17 protein-coding genes are annotated in these 23,202 nt (G+C 58.7%); 7 read left to right on the top strand and 10 right to left on the bottom strand.

The genetic code is table 11. From position 1 onward, the window contains the following. Positions 1–140: 140 nt before the first annotated feature. Genes CA85_RS15120 through CA85_RS15110 form a run of 3 tightly spaced genes read left to right on the top strand, consistent with a single transcriptional unit; the run spans position 141 to position 2,870 of the window. Entirely contained in the window at positions 141–902 is a 762-nt protein-coding gene (locus CA85_RS15120; RefSeq protein ID WP_186774964.1) for an IclR family transcriptional regulator, read from the top strand. Between the two features lie 13 nt (positions 903–915). Further along, positions 916–1,665, top strand: coding sequence for an RraA family protein (locus CA85_RS15115; protein ID WP_146392159.1), 750 nt, complete (start codon positions 916–918; stop codon positions 1,663–1,665). A gap of 38 nt (positions 1,666–1,703) precedes the next feature. After that, positions 1,704–2,870, top strand: coding sequence for a sialidase family protein (locus CA85_RS15110; RefSeq protein ID WP_146392158.1), 1,167 nt, complete (start codon positions 1,704–1,706; stop codon positions 2,868–2,870). Between the two features lie 296 nt (positions 2,871–3,166). Here the strand turns inward: CA85_RS15110 and CA85_RS15105 are convergent, their stop codons facing one another. The 6 genes from CA85_RS15105 to CA85_RS15080 all read right to left on the bottom strand — a co-directional run bounded on the left by CA85_RS15105 (position 3,167) and on the right by CA85_RS15080 (position 10,846). After that, complete coding sequence (locus CA85_RS15105) at positions 3,167–4,300, bottom strand: lactonase family protein (protein ID WP_246112831.1); 1,134 nt, start codon at positions 4,298–4,300, stop codon at positions 3,167–3,169. Between the two features lie 101 nt (positions 4,301–4,401). Then, complete coding sequence (locus CA85_RS15100) at positions 4,402–6,288, bottom strand: exo-alpha-sialidase (protein WP_146392156.1); 1,887 nt, start codon at positions 6,286–6,288, stop codon at positions 4,402–4,404. A gap of 515 nt (positions 6,289–6,803) precedes the next feature. Further along, entirely contained in the window at positions 6,804–7,505 is a 702-nt protein-coding gene (locus CA85_RS15095) for a GntR family transcriptional regulator (RefSeq protein WP_146392155.1), read from the bottom strand. A 108-nt stretch (positions 7,506–7,613) separates the two neighbouring features. Then, positions 7,614–8,822: a DUF1559 domain-containing protein gene (locus tag CA85_RS15090; RefSeq protein ID WP_146392154.1), complete on the bottom strand. Its 1,209-nt coding sequence runs from the start codon at positions 8,820–8,822 to the stop codon at positions 7,614–7,616. A 57-nt stretch (positions 8,823–8,879) separates the two neighbouring features. Then, positions 8,880–9,071: a hypothetical protein gene (locus CA85_RS15085; protein WP_146392153.1), complete on the bottom strand. Its 192-nt coding sequence runs from the start codon at positions 9,069–9,071 to the stop codon at positions 8,880–8,882. Between the two features lie 602 nt (positions 9,072–9,673). Next, positions 9,674–10,846: a hypothetical protein gene (locus CA85_RS15080; protein ID WP_146392152.1), complete on the bottom strand. Its 1,173-nt coding sequence runs from the start codon at positions 10,844–10,846 to the stop codon at positions 9,674–9,676. Positions 10,847–11,255: 409 nt separating this feature from the next. Between CA85_RS15080 and CA85_RS15075 the strand changes: the two genes are divergently transcribed. From CA85_RS15075 to CA85_RS15065, 3 genes are all read left to right on the top strand, one after another. Continuing rightward, entirely contained in the window at positions 11,256–12,629 is a 1,374-nt protein-coding gene (locus tag CA85_RS15075; protein WP_146392151.1) for a dihydroorotase, read from the top strand. Between the two features lie 294 nt (positions 12,630–12,923). After that, complete coding sequence (gene dprA / locus CA85_RS15070) at positions 12,924–14,105, top strand: DNA-processing protein DprA (protein WP_391564868.1); 1,182 nt, start codon at positions 12,924–12,926, stop codon at positions 14,103–14,105. 205 nt (positions 14,106–14,310) lie between these two features. Beyond that, positions 14,311–16,929 (top strand): hypothetical protein, encoded by a 2,619-nt coding sequence (locus tag CA85_RS15065; RefSeq protein WP_146392150.1) that lies wholly within the window; start codon positions 14,311–14,313, stop codon positions 16,927–16,929. 4 nt (positions 16,930–16,933) lie between these two features. On the opposite strand, the gene CA85_RS15060 is transcribed toward CA85_RS15065, so the two are convergent. Next, the gene (locus tag CA85_RS15060; protein WP_146392149.1) at positions 16,934–17,569 is read right to left on the bottom strand and encodes a class I SAM-dependent methyltransferase; all 636 of its coding nucleotides are present in this window, start codon (positions 17,567–17,569) and stop codon (positions 16,934–16,936) included. 534 nt (positions 17,570–18,103) lie between these two features. Further along, on the bottom strand, positions 18,104–18,274 hold the full coding sequence (locus CA85_RS24980) for a hypothetical protein (protein ID WP_186774963.1): 171 nt from the start codon (positions 18,272–18,274) through the stop codon (positions 18,104–18,106). Between the two features lie 288 nt (positions 18,275–18,562). Between CA85_RS24980 and CA85_RS15055 the strand changes: the two genes are divergently transcribed. Further along, the gene (locus CA85_RS15055) at positions 18,563–19,579 is read left to right on the top strand and encodes a tetratricopeptide repeat protein (protein WP_146392148.1); all 1,017 of its coding nucleotides are present in this window, start codon (positions 18,563–18,565) and stop codon (positions 19,577–19,579) included. Positions 19,580–19,623: 44 nt separating this feature from the next. Here the strand turns inward: CA85_RS15055 and CA85_RS15050 are convergent, their stop codons facing one another. Together CA85_RS15050 and CA85_RS15045 are read right to left on the bottom strand one after the other, a co-directional pair. Next, positions 19,624–21,084 (bottom strand): DUF1583 domain-containing protein, encoded by a 1,461-nt coding sequence (locus CA85_RS15050; RefSeq protein ID WP_146392147.1) that lies wholly within the window; start codon positions 21,082–21,084, stop codon positions 19,624–19,626. Between the two features lie 183 nt (positions 21,085–21,267). Further along, entirely contained in the window at positions 21,268–23,202 is a 1,935-nt protein-coding gene (locus CA85_RS15045) for a hypothetical protein (RefSeq protein WP_146392146.1), read from the bottom strand.

Here is a 23,202-nt window from a genome sequence, read left to right as displayed (position 1 = left end):
GAGGAACACAGGTTGCACGGGACGGAAAATGCATTCAAATGTCTACTGTGCTAAAGCCAATTTCTGGTTCAGTTCGCCAATCACCGCGACAAGGGCTATCGTTCCGCATGGCGGAACGCTACTTTAGGAGACGATCAGTCATGGAATCCGCTCACTTGGTAAAAGTATTCGCCATTCTGGAAGCAACGGCCGGTCGCCCGGAGGGTGTTTCGCTGAACGAGCTGGCCGCCCTCGTGGGCCTGCCTAAATCGACAGCTCACCGGTTGCTCAAAACGCTCTGCACGCTCGGATACACCGCCAACTGTGGTAGTGGCACGTACCGACAAACAGGCATGGTGAAACGGCTGGCGTTGGCAGCAAACGATCCGTATTGGGTCTCAGTCGCCGACCCGGTCATGCGAAAACTGAACAAGGAGACTGGCGAAACAATCAACTTGGGAATTTTGCGGTTCGAAAAGATTTTTTACCTGCACGTGATCGAAACAACCAAAACGCTTCGACGAGCGGTTTCGCCGCAGATGAGCGACCCCTGCTTCAGCACCTCGCTCGGACGGGCGATTGTGTCGTTCCTGCCAGAGGCGCGGCAGGAGTTTTTGCTTCGCCATGCAACGATCGAACGACGAACTCCCAAAACCGTGATCGACGAAGCCGAGATTAGGAAGATTTTGAAACAGGTTAAGAAGGACGGTTTTGCAATCGAGGAGGACGAAACAGATATCGGGGTAACCTGCATCGGTGTGCCGGTCTTCGACTCCGAAGGGATTGCGGCCGCAATCAGCTTGTCGGTCCCGACGGTGCGGATCCAAGACGACAATATCCAAGCTAAATGGGTGCCTCAGCTACTTGCTGGGGCTCAATCAATTTCTAAATCGCTTCAAACGCAACAGAAGGAGGCGGACTAGCCGCTTTTCATTCATGACGAATCAGCATCCCGATCAATCCCATGCCAAGGACGATAGTGGGCAACGGCAATCCAACCAAACCAACCCGCCGTCGCCAGCGATCGGGGTTTTGCCGATACCGCTCGACGAGCTGCGTCAAAAGTTGACAGTGGCGCTGTTGTGCGATGCACTGGATACGGCTGGCTATCGTGATCAGTCGCCGTGCTTGCCGATCACGCCGTTGACGACAAGCGGAACGCTCCTGATCGGCAACGCCAAGACGACGCTTTGGGAAGACATCAGCCACGAAGATCCGAACCCTTATGAATTGGAGCTGGCGGCCATCGACTCCTGCCAACCCGATGACGTCATCGTCTGTGCCGCCGATGGCTCGATGCGATCGGGCGTGTGGGGCGAACTGCTTTCCAGCGCCGCGGTGAATCGAGGCTGTTGTGGCGCCGTGGTTGACGGTGCGGTGCGGGATCAACACAAAATGCGTCAGCTGAAATTCCCCGTCTACGCCCGTGGAGCGAATCCCTACGATAGTCAGCATCGGCAGCGTGTGAGTGCCTACGACGTGCCCATCAATCTCGGCGGTGTTACCGTCCATCCCGGTGACCTGATCGCTGCCGATGATGACGGGATCGCGATCGTGCCCCGAGCGATCCAGAGCGACGTTATCCTGGCGGCCTGGGACAAAGCCACCGCAGAGAACGAGATGCGAATCGCGGTGCAGGGTGGAATGTCTGCCACCGCGGCGTATGAACGCTTTGGTGTTCTATAAGGTCCCTTACTTCACTTTTAGAAAAGGTTGTCGACACGATGCTAATTCGAAACTGCTGTTCTCTGATCCCCGTTCTTACCGTAGCGGCTTGCTTCGCGGTGTCGGCCACTGGTGCGGAGCCACGAGCCCCTCAGGGCGTTGTCCCGGGGATCGAAAAACCACTGCGGATTTCTCCCCGGCCTGAGAACGCTCGCAATAGCGAAGGCGATTTTATCCAACTCAAGGATGGGCGACTTCTGTTGATCTACACGAAGTTTATCGGCACCAGCGATCACGCACCCGCCGAACTGATGTCGCGACACTCCACTGACGGCGGCAAGACCTGGAGCAAGGAGGACGTGCCGGTGCTCGCGAGAAAATCTGGCGAGACGAACTTGATGTCGGTTTCTCTACTGCGTCTGCAAGATGACCGGATCGCAATGTTCTATATCCAAAAGTATGTGGGGCCGCCGGGAACCAAGTACTCGCAACTGAACTATATCTTGATGCGCACCAGTGCTGACGAAGGAAAAACGTGGTCCGAGCCGACCTACGTCGTACCGAAAGACGAACCAGGTTATCGTGTGCTCAACAATGACCGTGTGATCCAGCTGAAATCGGGACGTTTGGTAGTGCCGCTGGCCGTCCACTATTTGCCCGGCTGGCCGGGATTTCGGGGGTCGGCGGCGATGGTCTGCTACCTCTCGGATGATCAAGGCAAGACATGGCGGGCAAGCAGCACACTGGAATCCAAACTGCTCGCTCAGGAGCCCGGCGTGGTGGAATTAAAAGATGGTGAACTGATGATGTTCGCTCGCAGTAATAAAAGTCAACTTGTTTCACATTCCAAAGATGGCGGCGAAACGTGGTCGCCGCTGCAGCAATCGAATATGGCCCAGCTAACCACCTCGCCGGCTTCGATCGAGCGAATCCCGTCAACAGGTGACCTGTTGCTGGTATGGAACAATGGTGACGACCCTCTGGCATCTGCTAAACCAGTCGGCCGCCGTCCCTTTACAGTGGCAATCTCTCGAGATGAAGGAAGCACGTGGCAGCGCGTTCAAAACATTGGCACCGATCCACAAGGCTGGTACTGCTACACGGCGATTGAATTCGCAGACGACCATGTGGTGCTAGGCCATTGTGAGTACCCGGGTTTGAATTCACTGCAAATCACTCGCTTTCCAGTCAATTGGCTGTACGAATCAAGTGAAGCCGCCGAGTAGATCGGACCTATCGAAGTGGGTTCCCTCGGCATCCATAGCTGATGGGGACCCACTGGCTGGTAAGCAACGCGTGATCAATAAGTGGCGAATTTTGCGAAAGCTTTTCTATGGTGGACGAGCCGACGAGCTGATACACCGTAGGTGGCATTGCGCTGAGCTACGGCTATTCTCTATCATCCCTGACGGGATACCTCAGGGGATTCAACAGCTCGTTGCTTCGCCCAATACGACGCTTGCTACTCCCGCGTTCCCAAGGCCCTGCTGGTGGAACCAGGCGATACGTCGGATGAACCGCATTAACGCGGTAACCAGCTTATACAGGTGGGCGTCGGTACCGAAGCCGGATTGCCCTTCGCGATCAATTTGCCTGACTTGGAATCGATTTGAAACACCACCACGTTGCTGCCGGTCATGTTTGCGCAGAGTAGCCAGCGACCGTCTGGGGTGATCAACAGATTCTGCGGACTGCCACCCAAGCTCGGTTCAATTCCGACCAAACTCAAACGCCCATCCGCATCGATGCGATAGATGGCAATGCTGTCGTGTCCGCGATTGCTGGCGTACAGAAACTGGCCATCAGGTGTGATTTTTAAATCCGCACATTTGCTTGCACCCGAGAAGTTCTCGGGCAACGTGGGAATCGTTTGCTGCAGCGTCAGTCGCCCCGTGTCGGCGGTATAGGCAAATAACGCGACGGTACTTGTTAGCTCGTTGACGACATACACGCGTTGACCGCTCGGATCGAATATTAAATGACGCGGCCCTGATCCAGGCGGCAGGCTCGCGAACGGTTGCACGTCACTTTTCACCAGTTGGCTGGCGGCCGCATCGAGTCGATAGATTAGCACTTGGTCGATTCCCAGATCGGCAGCCAGTGCAAAGCGGTTGTCAGGACTGGTCACGATACAGTGTGCAAACGGTCCCGTTTGGCGTTGTGGGTCGACACTGGATCCCTCGTGCTGAATGAACGCAGTAGCTGCCTCGAGCGATCCATCTTCATGGACCGGCAACGCCGCAACGCTACCGGTTGCATAGTTCGCGACGAGCACCGATTTTCCGGTTGCGTCAATTTCGAGATAGCACGATGCGCTGCCTCGCGACGATTGACGGTTCAACCGGGTCAGCTCAGCGGTGTCGTCCGCGATGGCATACGCCGCAATGAATTCATCCTTGTCCCCACCAAATTGCTCCGCATCACTGGCGTACAAAAATCGTTGATTGGGCGAGATCACCATGAAGAACGGTAGCCCGGTTCCAGTGGTTCGATGAAGTGGCTCGAGGGTCCCTGATTGTGTCTCAAATCGGAAGGAGTGGATGGCTCCATCGTCGGCCCCATCGTCGGCCCCATCGTCACCCGAACCGAATGCCGACACAAAGACCACCGGTTCACAGGCAACGTCCGATGCGGAGGTATTGAAAGGACTGTTCATGAGAAAAAGACTGAATATGGGGAGGAGGAAACGACGCATGTATCCTAACGGGATGGAATTTTGACATCGGCTGGGAACACAGTTCTGCTCCGGAATCATCATTAACGATAAAACCAACTGACTGGTAGCGACCGAAATCGGCACGAATATCCGGCTTTGTCTTGGTCCCAGTAGCTCATTACTGCCCGGTCGCGTACGAACGTCAGGCTGATGTACGAGAACGTACGGCTCGGGTCTGACTCTAAGTTGCCAACCACCGTCCAGGCTTCGCCTTCGTCGCGCGATAAAGCGGCTGTCAGCGGTGTTCGCTTGCCGCCATGACCTGCTCCTGGGGTGTAGGTGTTGTTCCAAATCAGCAACAGATCTCCCGTCGATGGTATGCGCCGGACGGTTGCAGGAGCTTCTGGCCCCTGGACTCCCAACGATGTCAACGGGCCCCATGTGTCTCCTCCATCCTCTGAATACGCTTTGCCCGGATAGCCCAACTGAGTTCTGGCCAGCATCATGATTCGGCCATCCTTCAGTTCAACGACTTCCGGTTCCATAGCTCCGCGTTTATCCGCATCCACGTTGCCGATGCCGTCCCGCCATGTTTTGCCCCCATCATCGGACAGAAAACAGTGCGACCGAAAGTGGTTGTCGGTCGCCACATCCGGCGACGACGCGGCGGGCATCAATAGCCGTCCTGTTGACAACTCCGTCACGCGATCATTGTTGACCACGTGGTAGCCGGGAGTGGAAGAGATCTGCACCGGATCCCCAAACGTCTCTGCTTCGTCTGTCGAAATTCGCAGGTACGGCGTCAAATCACTGTGACTGTTCTTCTGCAGATAGAACATGGCAATGGCACCATTGGCCAGTCGCCGCAAGGTAACGCTCATCACATTCATGCTGCCTGTATTGGCGTGCAGCACTCGAGATGCTGACCACGTCCGACCGCCATCGGTCGAACGGCGGCCGATAATATGGGCATGCGCAAAATCGCTACCACTGCCGTGAAATTCCGTGACCGCAAACAAGAGCGAACCATCTTGAAGCGTAATGATCGAACCCTCTGTGTACCGAGGATGCTGGAGCGTCGCTGGAAACACTTTGATCGAGATATCAGCATCGGCTGGTTCGGGCGCCGGACCGCTGAGAACAAGTAACGACTGAGCAGCTCGCAACGCGGTATCGGCGTTCTCGTCGTCTAGCAGTTGTTTCAAGGAATCCGCAACGTCGGTCGCCCAGGCATCACCGGCGAAGGTGGCAGCGTAGGTGCGGATGGCTGGATCTCGATCGTGAAGATTCTCCGCCAGTGCTTGGTGCCCCTCGGCATCACCCAACGCCGCCAAAGAATGATGAATGTAGGCCTTCTGGACTGGGGTTTCACACCGTGGCAGTTGGGCTTTGAGTAATGGAATGTCGGCTGCACTTCCAATCCGTCCCAGAATCCAGGCCGCGATTCGCAGCGCATCCGGGTCTTTGCTGCTCAACGATTCGCGGAGATACAGCATCGCGTCGGGGTTGCCGCAACGCCCCAGCGCGGCGGCAGCCATCAGCTTCAGCGGTCCGTTGCCGGCAGTCGCGAAGGTCTTGCGGAGGGCCGCTCCGTCGCCGATTTCAACCACCTTGTAAAGACTCTCGGCAGCGTGAATGTGACCATGGGAATCTTCACCTGCCAGAATGCCCAACATCACGCTGACTTGCGACTTGTCACCGGCCCGCACCAATTCGCGAGCGAGCCCGCAGCGCCGCTGGTCATCGGTTTCTGCTGCGAGTTTGTCAGTCAAATAGTTGATGACCTCTTCGCCGTGGCCAGCCAGGGTCAGTCCTTCGGCTGCGTGAATTGACGGCCAGAAGTCGTCGCTCCGCAGGCCGGATCTCAAAACGTCCAGACATCGCTGGCGTGTCATCGTGTCCAGCGAGATCGACGTCCGCTCAGCCCCCGCGAGGTCTGGGACAAGCAACGCCAAGCTGAGCAAAAGCGTCAAAATTAGAGTTCTCATGGATTCGTTCTCACATTCATTCTTAAGCTTGCCCGTTCAAAGGAGTGGGCGAAGTTGGGACGTCATGATCAACAGTTGCCTTCGGTCCATCCGATGAATGGGACACGCATCCCGACAACCACGATTGACTTTTCAGCCCAGGGACTCAGGTTGGATCGAAGTTGATTGGCTCATCCGACGGAAGCGTGGGCCCGAGGTTTTCAAGGCATGGCTCCCGTATCGAAGGATTTATTTGTGGGATGTGATTATCAATGTTAGACTGGCACTGCCGGGAGAAACGGAGCCGAGCTTTGCAGAGGTGCTGGCTTAGAAAGGGATATCCCGGTCGCCAGCGTTTCCCTGCAAAAGCGGTACGCCAATGATGTTGTCGGTCCCTGGCGAGCGTTTGTTCGTCAGGGACGCATTTTTGAACCATCATTGGATACGAGAGCCATGTCTAGAAAAATCTTCCTCTGTGCTCCGCGCACGCTTGCGTCGGTCGAGCCAGTTGTTTTCGCCTGAGTACTGGTATACAGCTAGCTTCGCTTGCATCCCTGCTGGTTGAGAAAATCCATGAATCTTCGTCGGCCGCGTTGGATCTGGTCACTCATTAATTGTTTCGCTCGCTTTGCATCGCGGTCTCGCAAGGCCGCAAGCAACTCAGCTTTTGATTCGCACGTCGCCTTCGCGACGTCTCCGGTAAGGAGTCGCGGATCATTGCGTTGAATTTCAAACACCGAGCCGATGGCACGGTTGTCTTTGACAACTTTGGCAAGCAGCGGATTTCGCGAGGCCTCAATCAGTAGCTCGTGGAACTGCTGTTCGTCGTCCATCCAACGATCCAACTGTCGCCTGTTGCTACGTTCTTTCGGCTGTGCGCAGATCTGCTTGGCGGTTTGCTTCGCTCGATCGAGGATGTGATCGAGTTCGTCCAGCTGATCCTCGGTAATATGCTGCGCTGCTTCCGCCGCTGCGCAACTTTCAAGTGCCTCACGCAGAACGTACAGATTGTTCAGCTCCTGACGATTGACTTGGCGGACATAGGCACCCGCTCCGCGAACATGCTCAACTAAGCCCTCGCTAACCAACCGACTGATTGCTTCTCGAACCGGAATCACACTTACCCCGATCTGTTCCGCCAGCGCTCGATTCACCAAGCGTCGCCCCGGTGAATAATCACCATTGGCGAGTTTAGCTCGAATGAACTCGTACGATACGTCTGCCAGGCTTGGTTCCACGGGTGACTCGCTAACTAGGCGGAAGAAAAGACTTCGCGAAGGGCCTCGAGTCCGGGCGTAGGATCTCTACGCCCGGACGCCCACCAATCGCTGAAGAAGCTTCAGGAATTATAGCTCCTCGTCGATGATCTCTCGACTGGCTTTAGTCCCCAGCGCTCCCCAGACCCCATAGGGACTCTCGGAACCGGGCATGAGCGTCGTTCCGCCGGTGCCATTGGGTGATACCATTGGGCCTCCACCGGCCTCAATCGAATCGGTCACAAACTTAATCGCACCGTCACCCATCAACACGTGACAACCGCCTTGATGCCGACTGCTGGGAGGAAAGATCCCATGGCGAAAAATGCCGACCTGGCCGGTGTCGTAGCACATCGGCGCATTGGGAGGCAGGATCGTCGTGACGCCGGTAAACATAGCGAGTCCAAAGGCCCACTTAAAACCACGTCGCTCTTCATCGGAGCCAGCAATGCTGGCGTCGGACGCCCAGAAACTTGGTCGCGCTGCATCGATCTTCTCGTAACAGCGTTGGGGGTCGAGATGGTGCCCCGTGATGCCAGTTCGCGCTTGGGTCGTGATATGACGATCGCCCAAGTCGGTATTGAACTCACCTCCCATGATGGTATTGGACAACCCGTCAAGCACGTCACGGAATCTCGGCGTCAGATATCCGTGGGCGAACATACCTCGGGCGGTCTTTTTCGCGCCGGCAACGTCCGTTCCTGGCCGGCCGTACTGGTCCGTGATCCCGTTGTATTGAAAGTAAACTGTATCACCGATGCAGACCCCGTAATTGGTCCGACCATGGCCAGGCAACCCTGTCCCCGGATCGCTGGGGCAGCGGAATGCCGACAAAGTCGTTAACCAAGGTGTGTACTCGCCGTTGGCGGCGTGATCAGCGAGTTGCATCCAAGGGGTGGGCCCCATCGGTGCGTAAAAAGCACCCGAGTCGACCTGAAACGGGTTACTGATCTGTTCCCAGAGTGCTTGCTGCTCAATGAACGGGGTAATCCCAACTAATGTACTGAGTAGAACTAGGTTGTTGCCGCCACCGCTGGCTGTCGGTGTGAACGTCGAGTCCCAATGCGAGCCTGGCAAGCGTGAGGTTCCACCTCCATGCGCTGGCAGTTGATTGTAGGCAGATTGGTAGTTGTGAAACGCCAATCCAATCTGCTTGAAATTATTACTGCAACTCATCCGCCGTGCCGCTTCACGTGCTGCTTGGACAGCGGGGAGCAGTAATCCAACCAGGACCCCGATAATGGCAATGACCACCAGCAACTCGACCAACGTGAAACCTCGATACCGTCTAACACTCATAGGAAACCTCTGGAAATTCTGAAACGTAAGGAGAAAGACTTGTCCGGTCGCGTGGCTTCAGCGGGGCACTTCGGGCGCGCTACCGAATCCTGCTGGCTCGCCTTGTCCGCGGAGCGCGGCGGCTTCGGGATTCGCTTGGAGATAGCGTTCCAGTTCCCCCTCCTCAGGGGAGAAGGATTCTGAAGTGCTACACCCAGCGATCACAGAACTGAGCAACAGAAAAAACACGGTGCGGGGGATTGGCCGCATGGGAAGTCTCCTAGGAAGGAACTGTACGAGACTCTCTCCGAGTCATGACATGCCATGTTATAACACAATATTTCACAGGGATTCCAAAACGGGCAGGCTTTTTTTAGTGCGTAACGCCGCATGTCCCAGAGATGGCGCCGTTCGCCTCCGTTACCGACATTTAAAGGCCAGTCGATTGACCAGTAGCGAGCGTCAGAAACCGGTAACTATTCAGCCTGCTGACGCTTTGAACGCAGCGGCGATATCACATCGCTGGCCGCTACGTCCCGTGCCGAGGGGATTGTGCCAATCGTGTGGAGAAGCGGTTTGCGTCATGGCGCTACCATGATTCGATGTGTGCGAACTGGTTTGCGGTCGCCGTATCCTCAATGAGAAATCTCGGCCGGGACATCCGTGAATGATCTTCAACCCCTGTCGGGGTTGGGGCTTGCGTTTCGTGTTTGTTCCGGTGGTGTTCGCTCCGCTCGGAACCACCGGCTATTTTCCAAAACGCCGTTGGCGGAGACAAACTCGTGGGGAAAGGACGGGCTTTGTCACGAGTGGAAAATACTTCTCAGCGTAGCGTAACGGGGCCGAAGCCCCGGTCGTTGTCCGGCCGACTCTTAAGCGGCTTGCACTGCGCGTTGGGGGACGGGAGCCAGCCAATTTTGGATGGCGCTGAGGTCCTTGTGCCAATCGGCGCCGGTGCGGCGGTCGCAGAACGTGTGGAACAGTCCATCGACGGTATCGCATAGAGTCCGCACCGCTTCGATGCGATCGTCGGCATCGAACTCGGTATCTTCATCGAGAATGATCTTGGCGCCACTGATGCCGAACGATTCCGCTTGCAGGGTCAAGTCAAACTGCTGGCCGTCCCGCACGAGGATCATGCCGGTTTTCCGGGGCAGCTTGCCGTGCTGGATCGCCTGCATCGCTTCGGGTAACTTGACGGGTGATTCCGCCGTGATGGTTTCCTTGCCCGATTCGCCAACGGGGCATTCCAGGGACAGAGTTTTCGACAGCATCACGGTGACTTCCGTGTCGTCGGCGATCGTGATCGTGTCGGTTTGGGTCTCGAGGGTCCACCACAGCCAGAGCAGGAACTCGTTGCCGAGAAAATCAGGGGCTTGCGAGTGTTCGTTCGCCCACGCAACGCTGCCGTGCGAGGGCCCGGCGATGAACGCGGCGGGGACGACTTCATCCATCTCCGCGTAGCGATCCGCTTCGATGGCCCAGGCCTGTGCGATCGTACCAGCACTGACGTGTCGCAGTTCGATCTCGAATATTCGTTCGAGCAGGTCGGCACAGTGACCGCTCGCCGTACCCGCCGAGCCGCCGAAGTACAGCATTTCATAGCCATGGTCCCAGAGCAGTGAGAAGGGTTGAAATTTGCGGTACTTCCCCGTTGCCGCTTCCACTTCACAACGTTGCTCGACGGCTTCCTTGGCTTCCTTCCGCTGCGTTTTCGTAGGCACGCCGCTGGGGTTGTCACGTCCCAAACCAGCGAGTTCCATCTGCAACCAGGCGTTCTTGATCGCGGCAGGGATTTGGTTGGTATCAATCCGGATACCAAAGTGGACAGCGTCGTTGATCACGTTCTTCTCGAGATCAAAGTCTTGGTCAAACAGGTGGGCACCACCGAGAAATCCGGTGTGAACGTTCTCTGCGGAGTCGGTTTCGACTTTTCCCGCAGCGTGCTGATGCATCAGGTCGAGGTGTTCTTGATCAAAACTCGCAGAATCAAACTTTTCGACACGGAATCGTTCAAAAGAGAGGCTGCCAGAGAGGAAGGGCATAGATGTTTCCGATCGGATGGATGGATCGCGCCGGGCAGCGCGGAAAGGACGAAGCAGGTAGGAGACACATGAGCTGATCCCGGTTCGTAGAACGCTTCACGTTTAGCGCAAAAAGCGTTCACCGGCTCATCGGGCTACTCCGCAGGAGTTCTCCGAGCCTGCTGAAACGACGTTTCATCCTTATCGTCCATTGGAGGCGGCGAGATTGGTCGGCGCGAGGCGACGTGTTGTGGCCGCCCTCTGCTGAAAAAATCTTTCGACAGGCGTGACCGCTTCCATCGATACAGGCCGAGGGATCCCGTCCATCGCACCGCCGGAAGAAAATTGTTAGTCTGGCGACAGGTTCTTTTCATGGACGGCTCGACTGAGAGGGCCGGCATCTTTTCATCACTCCGAGGTTGCTCAGCTCATGGCACGTCTTCTCATTCGCAACGCTTCGATCGTTTTTCCCGGTGATGGGATTCGATCCGCCTCGGGTGAAGTCCGGGTGGGCAACGTGCTCGTCGGCGACGGCAAAATTCTCGACGTCGACGCGTCGCCGTCGGCCTCCTGCGACGAGGTGATCGACGCGGACGGATTGCATCTGTTGCCAGGGGTGGTCGACGATCAAGTCCACTTTCGAGAACCGGGGCTGATTCAGAAAGAGGATCTCGCCGCCGCGAGCCACGCCTGTGCCGCTGGCGGAGTGACCACGTTTCTCGAGATGCCCAATACGAAGCCGCCGGCGATCACGGTCGAGGGCGTCCGCGCCAAAGAACGTCTCGCTGCGGAGAAATCGCTCGTCAATTATGGATTCTATATCGGGGCCACGCCGGACAACGTGAAGGAGTTAGCCGATGTCAGCGACGTGCCTGGGATCAAGATTTTCATCGGCAGCAGCACCGGGAATCTGTTGGTCGATGAACAGGCGGCTCTGGAACGCATCTTCGCAGAGACCACGCTACCGATCTGTGCTCACTGCGAAGACGAGTCGACCGTCCGCGCCAACGCGGAGCGGTTGGGGCCAACGGACGATCTAGCCGACCACTCTCGCATTCGCGATGAGCGTGCCGCGATGATTGCGACCAAGCGTGCGACGGAGTTGGCGCGACGGCATCGGCATCGTTTCCACGTGCTGCATGTATCGACAGCGGCCGAGCTCGAATTCTTGCGAGATCCCTCCCCCTACCTCACCGCCGAGGTTTGCCCGCATCACTTGCTGTTCCAGGTCGAGGACTACGATCGACTCGGCAGCCGTGTGCAGATGAATCCGTCGATCAAGACGGCGGCCGACAATGCTGGATTGTGGCAGGCGCTTTGCGATGACGTCATTCAGGTCATCGCCACCGATCATGCGCCGCATACGCTCGAAGAGAAGAACCAACCCTATCCCCAGAGTCCATCGGGTCTGCCCGCCGTCGAGAATTCGTTGGCTCTGATGCTCAACCAGGTTCACGCCGGCCGGATCACCCTGCCACAGGTCGCACACTGGATGAGCGACGCGCCGGCTCGGGTATGGGGGGTGACGGGCAAGGGCCGGATCGCGGCGGGCTACGACGCCGACCTCGTCTTGGTCGATCTGGCCGAGCAGCGGACGATCCGCGACGCCGAGCAGCATACCAAGTCGCGTTGGAGTCCCTGGGATGGTGAGTCCCTGACCGGGTGGCCGGTACGCACCTGGGTCGGTGGCCGCCAGGTCTGGGCGGCCAGCACGGGATTTGACGAAGCCATGCGGGGATCTAAACCTCGATTCGATCACAGCCGCGGTGGATACTGGATGACCGCCGACGGGATCGGCCAGTGATTCTGGTACACTAGCGATAGTCCATAGTCGACCGACGGCTCCGCCCGTCGCGAGCTACCCACCCGTTCGCGAGCTCCGCCCGTCGCGAGCTACCCGCCGTGCCACCTACTTTGGCATCAATCGTTGGGCAAGCATCGGGAGAGCAAATCGTGGCGTAAGCTGCCAGCTTGCGGTCGGCAAAGATCGCCAGCTGGCAGCTTACGCCACTTGGAAACTCGCCACTGATGGTTCCCGCGTTCCGATCCCGATGTCGTCAGCGAGGAGATGCAGTGTTTTGCTTGAAAGGATCGTCTGGTGTCCGATGAGCTTTTCTATTGGCAGCAGGAACAAGAGGGCGATGAGCCTGCGGGCATCGGCGCTGATCTGCGAGCTCAATTGCAGCTGTGTTTGCTACCCGGTCTGGGGCCACGGAGTCTGAGCGTGTTGATGGAGAGTTTCGGAACGGCGGCTGACGTGTTGGCCGCGGATACCGACTCGTTGCAGCGATGTCCGGGGATTGGACCGAAACTAGCCCACACGATTCGCACCGCGAGCGACCACATTGACGTCGATGGCGTGTTGCGGTGGTGCCAATGCCACGATGTCGAGATCGTTGGTCCGGGCAGCGACGGGTACCCTCAACCATTGGAAGAGCTCGAGGACACGCCTGCGGTCCTATTTTGCCAGGGCCAGTGGAAACCGATTGATCCGATTGCGGTGTCGATCGTGGGGACGCGGCACGCGACGGCTTATGGTGTGGAGCAAACTCGCCGATTGGCCCGTGACCTCGCTGCGGCCTCGGTAACGATCATCAGTGGTCTGGCGCGCGGCATCGATACGGCGGCACACCGTGCGGCGTTGGAGGCGGGTGGGCGGACGATTGCGTTCTTGGGCGGCGGCTTGGGCCAGATGTACCCGGCCGAGAACAAGCCACTGGCCGCGGAGATTGCCGCTGCGGGGGCCGTGATCAGCGAATACGCGCCGATGTCGAAGCCGCGAGGCGGCATGTTTCCACAGCGAAATCGACTGATTGCGGCTGCGGGGCTGGTCACGATCGTCGTCGAAGCCCCCGAACGGTCCGGGGCTCTGATCACGGCGCGACTCGCCGGTGAACTGGGGCGCAGCGTCGGGGCGCTGCCCGGTCCCGTCAACAATCGCGCCTCGCAGGGCTGCCACCGCTTGATCCGCGATGGCGGGATCCTCATCACGAGCGCCGACGATGTGCTCGAACTACTCGGTCCGCTGAGCCAGCCCATTGTTCGCGGCGTCGACCAGGACGTCCAGCAGGCGGATCGCGAGATGCGAGATGGGCGAGAAATTTCGCTCAACGAGCTGGAGATTGCTGTCCTCGACCAAATATCGCCCACCGGCAGCTCGCTCGATGCGGTGACCGTTGCCTGCGAATTGTCCTCTGCGAGAGTCTCGGCGATCGTCAGTGTGTTGGAGATGAAACGCTTCGTGAGACGGCTCAGCGGCCAATACGTGGCCCGAATTTAGAGTCTACGCGAAAAGGGGTCTGACCCTCTCCGGCGAGGCCGCTAAAATCGATGTCAGATGTCTCGTCTCCAAAGAGTCAGCGCTCGTTTTGGGTAGCTTCTTCGTGTCAAGTCGTCTTGACCTCTGATTTCCTCTGGCGATACCCTTTGCCGTTTGCACCTTCGCGCAGTTTTCCGATTGCCCCCGCCCCCGCTAGGCTTCTCAGATGAGTTCGAGTCCGTTCGAGATATTTCGACGCAACCTCAAGCCCTTGATGGTCTTTTTGACCCTTTTGGCTCTGTTCTCCTTCGTCGTTCTACCGGCGTTGGACACGTACATGCGTCGTGGCGGCGGGATGAACTCCAATCCAGTAGCAGCCAGCTATGACGGGATCGAATTGACGCGTACCCGCGTCGCTCGCACCACCCAGAATCATCGCTCGGTGGTTCGGTTCCTGTTTGAATTGGCAAACGAAACGCTCGCACGAGGCGGCGTGCCGCAGACCCCGGGATTCCAATTCGACGAGCAATCCGGCCAGATCCGTGCGATCGGCATCGATGCCAACCCGAGCGAAGAGGCCACGATCCACACGCTGCGTTTCTACCACGAAGCCGAAAAAGCCGGCTTTGAACTCGATGACGTGCAAATCAAGGATTGGTTGACCCGATTCTCCGACGGCACGGTCAGCGACAGTGAAATTTCCTCGATGTTGATGCAGAGCAGCGGCCGACAGCTCGGACCGCAACACCTCTACGAACAACTCCGCATGCATCTATTGGCGGACCTCTATCAACGGGGAGCCCTCGTCGGCCTCAGTAACGGACAGATGCCGATCGTCACGCCGTTGGGTCAGTGGGAGAACTTCCTGAAGATGAGCCAACAGGCCACCGTGAACGCCTACGGGGTTCTGGCCAGCGAGTATTTTGACAAAACTGACAAAAACCCGAGTCAATCGGATATTCAAGACACCTACGATGCGGGCCGTGAGCGGATCAGCTTCAACAGCGACGATTCTCGCCTGCCTGGGTTCCGCCGTCCTGACTCGGCTGAAATCGAATACGTTGCCGCCCACCTGGAGCAGTTTCTCGAGGCGGAGAAGTCCAAGCTGACCGAGGAGCAACTCCGCGCTGAGTACGATCGCCGACTCGCTGGCGGTGATTTCCAGATCCCCGCTGACGCGGCCAACCCCGCCGACATGGCCGATCCCGCTGCTGAAACTAGCACCGACGAGCTGTCACTCGAGGATACGAGCGGTAGCTCGGATGAAAACACTGCAGTGAGCGAAGAGTCGATGCCCAGCGAAGAAGCTGAATCAAACGAGGAAGCGGCCTCCGACGAAGAAGCGGCCTCCGGCGAGGAAGCTGCTGCGGAAGAAGAAGTTGTGGTGGAAGAGGAAGCCATGCCGAGCGAAGAGCCTACCGCTACGGAGGAATCCACCACGGAGGAATCCACCACGGAGGAATCCGTGACGGAGGAATCCGTGACGGAAGAATCCACCATGGAAGAATCGGAGGCTGAGGAGTCGGGCTCGAACGAGGAGTCTGAGGGCAGCGAGAACAGCGAAGAGGCAGCGGCTGAAGACGAGCCCACTGAGGAGGCTGTCACCGAAGAAGAGCCAGCCGAACCGGCCGAGGAAGAATCGTCGTTGAATCGCCGCCGCAACTCAGCGGTTCAGTTGGTAGCGTTCCAGGACGAAGAGGGCGATTCGCCAGTGGAGCCAGCCGACGACGCGGCTGTCCCTGAATCGGAAACCGAGCCGCAAACGCCCGCAGAGCCCGAGCCGGCGGAACAGGCCGAGATGCCTGCTGAGGCGTCCGATGATTCCGATTTGGATCTCGATGACGAACCGGCACCGACCCAGTCGCAATCCTTTGAAGAGGTCCGGGACCAGATCGCGACGGAATTGGCCAGCGGCCCGGCACGCCAAGCACTCGATAATGCCGTCACTGAAGCGAACAAGCGGATGCGTCGCTACTTCAGTGAACTCGCCGTCCACGAGAGTAACGTCTCTGTGGGAGTGCAGACGGCCGACGACGCTCCCAAGCGTTTGGATCTGAAGAAGATGGCCGCTGAACTCGGACTGCAGTACGGCCAATCCGATGAGTTGGTAAACCGCGTGAGCGTCCAGGAAATCGCTCCGGGAAATTCCTTTGGTCTCGGTAGTGGGATGAACCAACGCGGGGCGCCTTACAGCGCGATGATGTTCGGTTCACCGATGCAAGACGGCTCGGTGCTGCCGCCGCAACCTGTCTTCTCCCCACTCCGCTCGGTCGACCTGGAAGCGGGTGTGACCTACATCAGCTGGAAAACAGAGGACGTTCGTTCTTACATTCCGGAGTTGGATGAGGCTCGCGACGAGATTGTGCATTTCCTTCGCATGGGCGAAGCGAAGGAGCTCGCCAAAGCGGCAGCGGATGAAATTGCTGCGGCGGTCCAGGACGGCGAGAAAACGCTCGCCGAAGCGATCCCGGCTGACAAGAAAGAGAATTTGATCGAGGGCGTCGGCCCATTCAGCTGGCTCGACCAAGTTGGCTTCATGCAAACGGTGCCCGCCGAAGTCCCTGAACTCGATGCGGTCGGCGACGATTTCATGCGGGCTGTCTTCACCACCAAAGTGGGGCAGTACGCCGTCGCTGCGAATGATCCGCAAACGGTCTACTACGTGGTCACACCGACCGAGTTCCAGCCGGAAATGGATCTCCTCCGCGAGCAGTTCCGTCAACCGCAGCAGCGCATCATGGCCCAAATGCTTGGTAGCCAAGATGCACGCAAGCTGATCGGTGGCTATCTGCAGTCGGTCGATCGAGAAACCAGCTTTGAGCTCAACCTGGGCGAAGAAGAGTAGTTGCCTACTTAGTGCATCGATACACGAACGCCGGTGGCAGATTTCGCCACACGGTCGGACTGCGATGCACGTCGGAAAAACTTGATCGCAGGCGTTTTGAAAAACGCCTGCCTGCGGGCAGTGCAACGCCCTGCCAATAGGCGAACGTGGCGAACCGGCCGCCGGGTCGGAGCACATCGAGGGTGGCGTCGAGGATGCCGGCCTGCAGCGATTCGGGGAAGGATGCCCATGGTAATCCGCAGATGATCGCATCGACCTGTTGCATGCCCTCGCTCTGGCACAATCGTTGAACCTCAGCTGCCGAGGCTTCGTGAACCGTGGTTGCCGGGCAACGAGCGCGTGTCAGAGCCGCCAGGTCGGGTGATCGTTCAATCGCAAAGAAAGCCGCGTCGGGATGCAGACGCTGGGTAATCCCCTCGGTAAAGACGCCCGTGCCGGGTCCAAATTCGACAACGCCGCGCAGCTCGTCCCAATCAAACCAATCCACCATCGTGTCGACGAGCCCCTGGCTGCTCGGTGCGATGGCGCCGACAGCGGTGGGGTTGCGAGCAAAGTTTTTTAGAAAGGTCCACGCGGGCAGGCCGCTGCGGGTGGGATCGGTAGAAATAGCAGGGGCTCTCGGACGGGGCGTGAAACTCACTCAAGTGGGCTGGCGATGATAGCGTATTTTGGACGCGGTGCTTTGCTAGTGGGAGATTTCCTTCACCCGCCCGGCGAAGCTGGGAGGGTCGGGCATCGAGATTTCAGCGAGATATCAGGAGAGGTCCGACAGCGTAACGGAACGTCCCAAACCTGCGTGCTCTCCCGTCCACGAGCTCCGGAGACTGCTGAAATACAAGCCCGATGCGCAAGGGAGAGTTCACCTGACTCCACTTGCTAGCGCTTCGGGCTTCTAAAACGCTTGCCAACACATAACTGAGAAACTGCACAACTCGCTGGTCAGCGAGGAAAATGCAGTGTTTTGCGTGGCGAACAAGTGATCCTCGCTGACGCGTCGGGCTACCAAGACCGCTTTGCGGTGGAAATTAGACGGCATTGGCCGTCAGGCCCCGGGTAACGCCGTCCACCCGACCGCTTACGCGTCTCGGCCCAATAAGTCAGCAGCCCGGAAGAACACTGGACCCACGAAGCGTGGGGCAACGGGAGACTGGGTGGCTCTTCAGACTGGCACTTTTCAGTCGAGCTCGGTGACATCGGGTTCGACGTTCAAGCCTTTGAGCACTTCATTGAGTTTGCTCTCCAAGTCGTCGAGCTGCGCCATCGCGTCGTCCTGACGGCGTTCGAGTTCGGCGAGTAGTTGACCGGGGGCATTTTCGCTGGGTTCAGATAAACAGGTTGGGAACATCGGCGCGACCGGGGTGAAATGGAAGTAGCGAGCGTCAGACGTCTGGCTGACGATATTGACGATCGGCCGATTTCTGTCGGGATTCGCGGCGGTGCTCAGGTCGTGCGGGTCGCTCTGAAAAGGAAGAGTTTGCGGGTTCTCCGGCTGGCACCGGTCGCGGGGGATTTGATATCAGAGGAGTGGAATCCATGGAGCTGCGACAGGTTTTGTCGAGAAATAGACTCATTGAGTACGAGTTTGCATGACCGTAGAACGCGCCGATTGACCGTCTCCGACGCCCGGAGACGCATGTTCGGCAGGTGCCTTGGGGCATCGCTGCTCGCCGCTGCGCTGACACTGGTCAGTCTGCAGCTGGGGTGCCGCAGCATTGTGAAGTTCGGTGAAAGCCGGCAGAGCGTCGCGGCCCGGCGGCTATCGCGTCAGGGACTCAAAGCGGCTCGCCAGGGAGATTGGACGGTCGCGGAGGACTTGTTCAGCAAATCGCTCGATGTGTCCAACAACAACGACGCGGCTCATCGAGGGCTGGCTGACACACTCTGGCTACGCGGCCGACGCAATGACGCGGTCGTGCATCTGAAGAAGGCCGTCCAGCTTAGTGCGGGCGATCCCAAGCACCTCCAGCGGCTCGGCCGGATGTATCTCGAATTGGGGCGGGTCGATGAAGCGGCGCGGCAGTGTGAGATCGCGCTGCAATCGGATCGTGAATGGGCTGCCCTGTGGGCATTGTGGGGAGACTGCGAAACGGCTCAGGGTCGCTCCGATTCTGCCTTGGCCGCCTATCACCGAGCCTTGTCCCTGCAGCCAGACTACCCGTACGTGCAGCTGCAAGCGGCGGAGATCTATCATCAACATCAACGGCACGACCGATTGCTCGCCACGCTCGATCGGTTCAACGGTGCCAGCAGCTCGGCCCAACTGACGCAAACCGACGGGGGGATCATCCCCGGTCGCGCCGATCTGCTGCGCGGTTTGGCCTATCGTGAGTTGGGACGCGGTGACGAAGCCAATCGATACCTGATCGCTGCCGCGGAAAAGAATCCAGCGGATGTGACCGCGCGTCTCCAGCTCGCTGCGGCGTCGATCTCCGGCGGCGACTCAGCGGCCGCCCAAAACTGGCTCGCTCAAGCCATGCGAATCGATCCGGAAGCCGTGGCAGCATCGGGCTGGGTACGAAGCAGCATCAATCAATCAGAGATGGCCGACAACGCGGTGCTCTCCGCGTTGGAGGATTCGGCGACGGGTGACGGCATCCGGTCGGCATACCAACCCGTCACCGGTCTAGCACGACCGGGTGACCGACGATGACCCAATCCATCCACCGCCACTGAGTGAACTTTGCCGCCACCGACTCATTCGTCGGCAAAGATCTGCACCTTCTTCCATTGAACTTCCGAGCGGCCGGTGGCGCCTCGGGCTGTCTGGGCGACCCCGATCTCACGGATGACGAAATCGTTCTTGAAGGGAAGCCGGGCCAGGACGATCCTCTCATCGTCATCGGGCAGCGAGTACAAAAAGTACAGCGTTCGGTCCGAAACCGCGATCCGCATCTGGTCGATCGAGTCGACCGGTATCGAGCGGATGGGACGATAGACGACTCGCCCGAGGTGGTTTCGCCCCACCGTGCGGCAATTGAGTTCCTTGGTCCCGTCTTCCTTGTACCGCAGCGAGAGTGTCGCTTCGGCAATCTCGACGGTGCGGTCCTCGCGAAGGCGGCCGACACCTTGGTCAACTTCTACTTGCGGGATCGCAGAAAACCGCAACGTCACGTCATTGTTAGTCGAGGGTTTGGTCGACGGATCGATATGAAGGATACGCAGTGACGTTTCCAGGTCCATGTCACCTCGGGTATCGCAGCGTTTGCGAATGATGGCGGATTCGACATCACCCGACGCTTCGACGAGCAAGCGAAATCCTGGCTCGTCGGGCGCAATCGTGGCGCCCGGTGTGAGCGTCCAGGAAAGACCGCCTTGACCCGTTGTCTCGTCCACTTTGTTGGCCAGGTCGGCCATGTTCTCTCGATTGGCGTCCAGCTGCGCCGTCAGTTCGGTGGCGGTCAAACCAGCCGGCGGAAGCGTGTAAGTTTCGATCTGTTGAGCATGGATTCGCAGATCGCTCCACGTGACGGTGGTTTCAAGCCCTTTGCCGACTTGAGTGATCAACCGCACGCCCTGAACCTCGACCGGCCCCGGCGGGACCTCAACGGTACCGATCACGCGCTCATGATGCCCCTCCCGGTCCGACTGCAGAGCCGTCAGGGTCGTGCCGCGACGGGCCAACCGCAATCGCCCGGCGACCGAATCATCGGCTACCTGCGTGCCGTCGACGTACGTCATCTTGCCATTCTCGCCTAGTTCTTGACGAGTCATCGCTAACACGTGCTGCCCATCGATGCGATCTCGGCGCCGATAGATGGTGACACGATTGCGGTCGTGATTGTCTAGTTGCACCACCAAGCCGATACCGCAGTGCCACGTTGGCTCGCCCTCGCTGATCTCGAGGTCGTGGTAGCTTACCTGTATATCAAAATCGCCCCCGAGCGAGATGCATGCGCGGATTCCGCGAACCCCATCGGTCATGCTGTGATGATGCCGCAGGCCATCGGGCAGCCTCTTGATCGAGCCCGAATCTCCGTTGAAATCCAACCACTCAAAGTCGACATCGTTGGCCATGTCGGGGGTCCACTGCTGAGCCATCGATTGACGACTCTCATTCAAGGCCTTCGTCACATCGTCGGCAGAACAGTCCGAAAGCAGAAACGCGACCGCGAGGACAGCGGCACAGGAGCTGACCCAATTGTGTGGATATGTCATCGTGGGATGGTCCTTCAGCGCGCGGTAAACGGCGGAGGTGGTGAAACGAAGGGCGGCAAAACATGTTCAGCTCAGAACCCGTCTTGGGGATCGGCTCCGAACGTCGTCGGTGCGGGGGTTACCAACACTGTTGTCCGCCCAGTTATTCTAACACCTACGAAGCGGCTGGCTCGCTTCCCCCGATCAATCAAGGTCTGGGCAGCCGAGGACACGCATCCACTGCTCTCGCTCGTAGAAACGGCGGGATGCATCGAGGTATGCCGCAGCAGCAGCGAGTACGAGTGGACGCTGGAGATGCCTATTGTCTTCAGCCAGACGATTGCGACGCGTGACCGCGGGCGCTTCGGCACAGGCCATCGCGAGCGAATCCAGTAGGCTTGCCGCGGCTACCTGGCCCCGCGATACCAACCTCGCCTGATCGCGGCGATGCGAGGCCGAGCCGATCGAGCCCACCGCGTCGCGGCCACCGAGCACCAAGGCGGTGCAGTGGCGTTCCAGTCCAGAGAAGAGATCGGTCTGCGAGCTTGAGCGGGTGTCCGGTTGTCGCGACGAACCGGGCTGCAGCGGCTCGGCGGGCGGGGCATCGACCTCCGAGGCAAACCGCTCAGGGCTCCGCAGATGGTGTCGTTGCAATCTGTCGAGCCCCAGATGACAGCGTCCGGCCCAGGAATCCGGCAATATCCAGTCGTCAGACAAGCCGCGCAGAGTCAACCCATCAATGAGTCCGGCTTGATCCAGTTGCACGCGGCCGACCACTTCCACGGCCAGCCCCGGGCAGCGTGCGAGGAGCTGCAGATTCTCTCGGAATGGGAGCGACGCATGATCGATCGAGATCCCCAACCTCAACCGAGCTCCGCTGCCCTCGTGCTCCAACGCCACTGTACGACCGCTCACGCCGAGAACCACGCCGCGCACACAGACCAAGTCCCATCCGCCTCGCCGCAGCCACGCGGGACTCGTCGCTTGTTCAAAGACCGCGGCAACTTGATCGCCCAACGGCACAGACCATCGCTCCCATGACGACGAGCCGCTGCCAATCGCAGTGTCGTTCTTGCGATCGATCGCCCAGCGAGTTTTGCTGCCTTTGCCGAGTCGTCCGTCAGGCGAACAGCTCAAGTTTTGGACGTCGAGATGCGATCGGCTAAGCGTCTGCGCCGAAGCCGTGGTTGTTCCCAGATCGATCCCTCCCCGATAAGCTTGACCGATCAAGGTGGCATCGCCAGGGCGCGTTTCGACGATCTGATAAAGCTGTTGATCGTCACCGATCAGATGGGTCGCCACGCCCGCGTAGCCGCTCCGAGTCAGGATGGGTTCGGCCACCGCACCATCGAGTGATCGCAGCGACACCGGCGAAAAGGGTCGGCGAGCGAAGCCAGTTTTCGCTGGCGTGAGAGTCTCGGATTGGCGCAGTTCAGCGGCGGCATCGATAGCGATGACGATATCGCGACGAAGTGCTTCGCTATCGGTGTGATCATCGCCGCGGCGCAGTCGCTGGATACCCTCAGCGGTGCGGATCAGGGCTGCCGAGAGGTGAACCAATCCCTCCGCTCGCCCTTGGTGGGCCGCCCGCAGGAGCGAGGATTGGATGATCACACCGCTCGCTCGCGCTCCACTGACCAAGACCCCGTCGATCGCCCGGAGGCTCGCGATTGCAGCCTGACGCACCGCGTCACTGATCTCGATAGGATCGCCGGCATTGACATCGGTGCCTATTTCAGATGACGTCCGATTCGGCGACGAACTCTCATCGGCAGCAGACTCCGCTTCGGCAACGGATGTCGGATCATGGACGGCCAGCGACGTCACGCAGGCGAGCACGTGGAAGCACTTCGGTGAGAGCAGGCAGGAGCAAGCCACATCGTTGATCGTTGTCAAATGGTCGTCAGCGTCTACCTGCAGACGAACCGTTTCTTCGCCCGCCTGGATCGTCCAGACGTGGGCTGCGTGATTCCAGCTCCAGTCGCTGGCCGCAGCGGGTTGACGATCGAGCCGTTTGCGGACCCGGCCCGGCGCAGCGTCGATGATCGCGGCGAGCAACTCGGAGGTGAGAGTGGGGCGAGATGTCGTCATGTCTTCGTCTTTCCAAGCCCAACAAACGGTGAGAAATACCATCTCCAT

The organism is Allorhodopirellula solitaria (assembly GCF_007859855.1).
GTDB classification, from domain to species: Bacteria; Planctomycetota; Planctomycetia; order Pirellulales; family Pirellulaceae; genus Rhodopirellula; species Rhodopirellula solitaria.
Note: the sequence above shows the minus strand (reverse complement) of the source record. Positions and strands in the feature narration are given on the sequence as shown.